This window comes from Alienimonas sp. DA493 (assembly GCF_043951915.1).
Classification (GTDB): Bacteria; Planctomycetota; Planctomycetia; order Planctomycetales; family Planctomycetaceae; genus Alienimonas.
The window spans coordinates 1-2,227 of record NZ_JBINJD010000295.1 but is presented as its reverse complement, the minus strand read 5'-3'; the positions used below and the strand labels follow the sequence as shown (position 1 = coordinate 2,227).

The 2,227-nt window shown below is 68.8% G+C and carries 2 protein-coding genes and 1 tRNA gene; 2 read left to right on the top strand and 1 reads right to left on the bottom strand.

The genetic code is table 11. The features are described from left to right. Positions 1-106 precede the first annotated feature (106 nt). Complete coding sequence (locus ACG2DA_RS22495; protein ID WP_395258902.1) at positions 107-412, bottom strand: hypothetical protein; 306 nt, start codon at positions 410-412, stop codon at positions 107-109. 239 nt (positions 413-651) lie between these two features. Here ACG2DA_RS22495 and ACG2DA_RS22490 point away from each other — a divergent pair, with 239 nt between their 5' ends. Then, entirely contained in the window at positions 652-1,641 is a 990-nt protein-coding gene (locus ACG2DA_RS22490) for a DNA methyltransferase (RefSeq protein WP_395258900.1), read from the top strand. Between the two features lie 192 nt (positions 1,642-1,833). After that, positions 1,834-1,906 (top strand) — tRNA-Thr (locus ACG2DA_RS22485). Positions 1,907-2,227: the final 321 nt, after the last annotated feature.

Genomic DNA, 2,227 nt, shown 5'->3' with positions numbered 1-2,227 from the left:
CTCGCCGTCACCGCCGCGTGAAGCTAAACGGGAGCGGGCTAGGGGAACCGCCGGGAGTCGAACCCGGAGCAGCCGCCCACCGGCGGCCGGCACCCGTGGGTGTCATTCAGGCGAGACGCCCTCGCTGTTTGGGCTTCGCTTCAATCACAGTCGGTGCCGGCACGGCCTTGTTCCCGTCCGGCAGGACGCCGCGGAGAACGTCGCGGAGGGCGGACTGCACGGCGATTTGCTGCGCGCCCGTGAACATGTCGCTGGCCGAACCGGCGAGCCGCTTGAAGGATTCGTCCAACGCCGCCTTCGCCGCGGCCTCAACGGCATGCAGGCGGTCCAGTTCCGCCCGTTCAACGCGAACAAAAGAAGACGCACCCGCGGTTACATGCCGGGGTGCGTTAGATGATGTCGGGTCGCTCATGGGTCACTGTCGGCGAAAGTCGCACGGGGCCGGGTGCTCGATCGGCGGCGTGCAGTGACTCACGCGGACCGACCGGAGCGGCGAGGGGATCAGTCCTCTGCCCGGCTGAACCCCACTTTAGCGCGGTCTCCGCCGCAGTGAAGATGCGCCCACCAAAAAATCGCGCAATACTGAAAAGATAGGCCGAAACCGCCCCCGCCTCTGGCGCGGTCCGCTCCGGCGGGGTACTTTTCGGGGCTATGCAGACCGCGACCATCGAGTTCGGCGACGCCCTCGACTTCTACGACCGTTGGCCGGCCCCGGTCGCCATCGTCTCTGACGGGCCGTACGGCCTGCGGAGCTACCCGGGAGACCCCGCCACCCCTGCGGAACTGCCGGAGGCGTACGAACCGCACGTCGCCGCATGGAGTCGAAAGGCCACGCCCCTGACGACGCTCTGGTTCTGGAACAGCGAAATCGGCTGGGCGCTGTCGCACCCGGTGCTTGAGCGGCACGGGTGGGAGTACCGGAGTTGCCACGTCTGGGACAAAGGGATCGGGCACGTCGCCGGGAACAGCAACGGGAACACGTTGCGAAAGTTCCCGGTGACGACGGAGGTGTGCGTCCAGTACGTCCGGCGGGCGGAGTTTGAGACGCCGGAAGGTCTGATGTCGATGAAAGAGTGGTTGCGGTACGAGTGGCGGCGGGCCGGCCTGCCGCTCCGACTCACGAACGAAGCGTGCGGGGTCAAAAACGCCGCCACCCGCAAATACTTCACGCAGTGTCACCTCTGGTACTACCCGCCGCCTGAGATGTTCGAGCGGTTCGCGGCGTACGCGAACGAGCACGGCGACCCGGCCGGCCGGCCTTACTTCTCGGTCGACGGCGAACGGCCGCTCACGGCGGCGGAGTGGGAACGGATGCGGTCGAAGTTCAACTTTGAGCAGGGGGTCACGAACGTCTGGCGAGTCCCCGCCGTACGAAACGGCGAGCGGGTCCGGGGGCGCGACGGGTTCGCCCATATGAACCAAAAGCCCCTCTCGCTGATGCGGCGGATTATCCGGGCGAGCACGGACGTGGGGGATGCGGTGTGGGAGCCGTTCGGCGGCCTTTGTTCGGCCACGGTCGCGGCGCGGGGCCTGGGCCGGACAGGGTACGCGGCGGAGTTGCTGCCGGACTACTTCTCCACGGCCGTCTCGCGCATCGAGCGTGCCTACGCGGACGAGCGGTCGAAGCTGCCGTTCGCCTGACCGCCGCTCCCCGTCCGACGGACGGTCACGGACGGGGCGACGGGGATTGCCTCTGGCGCGGTGCGGGACGGGCTGTAGGATGGGCTCGCCGGTCGCCGGGGACCGACTCTCCCGTCCGACACAACGGGGCGGGAGTGCCCGGCGTCTGGCTCTGGCGGTCGGCCCGTGTTTCGGTTGGGCCGGTCGCCACGCTCCGAACTAGCTCAACTGGCAGAGCACGTCCTTCGTAACGACGCGGTTCCCGGTTCGACTCCGGGGTTCGGATCTTCGCCGAGAGAGGGGCCGCCTCCGGGCTAAGGCCACGTCCACGCCGGTGAGAGGCCGGGGCTTGGCGATCGTCTCGCCCGTCCGGCGAAATCGCGCCTCCCGCGCTGTGGCAGCCGCTCCGGCGGAGTGCCCTATACCGGACGGGCGACAACGTCCGCTCCCTCGGGAGCCTCTAAGACCGACGCTCCCGCACGTCGGCACGCCGGCCCGGTCGCTTCCCGCGTCCGGGCCGGTTTTCGTGAACCGCGCCGCGATGCCGGGCGTTCGCTCTCGTCGCCCCCCCTCTTGGCGAGCCACATGGAAACGCTCATCTGCGCTG

Bases quoted from the DNA above. Each gene is read 5' to 3' on its own strand.
- ACG2DA_RS22495 (WP_395258902.1), bottom strand. From the start codon at position 412: ATGAGCGACCCGACATCATCTAACGCACCCCGGCATGTAACCGCGGGT.
- ACG2DA_RS22490 (WP_395258900.1), top strand. From the start codon at position 652: ATGCAGACCGCGACCATCGAGTTCGGCGACGCCCTCGACTTCTACGAC.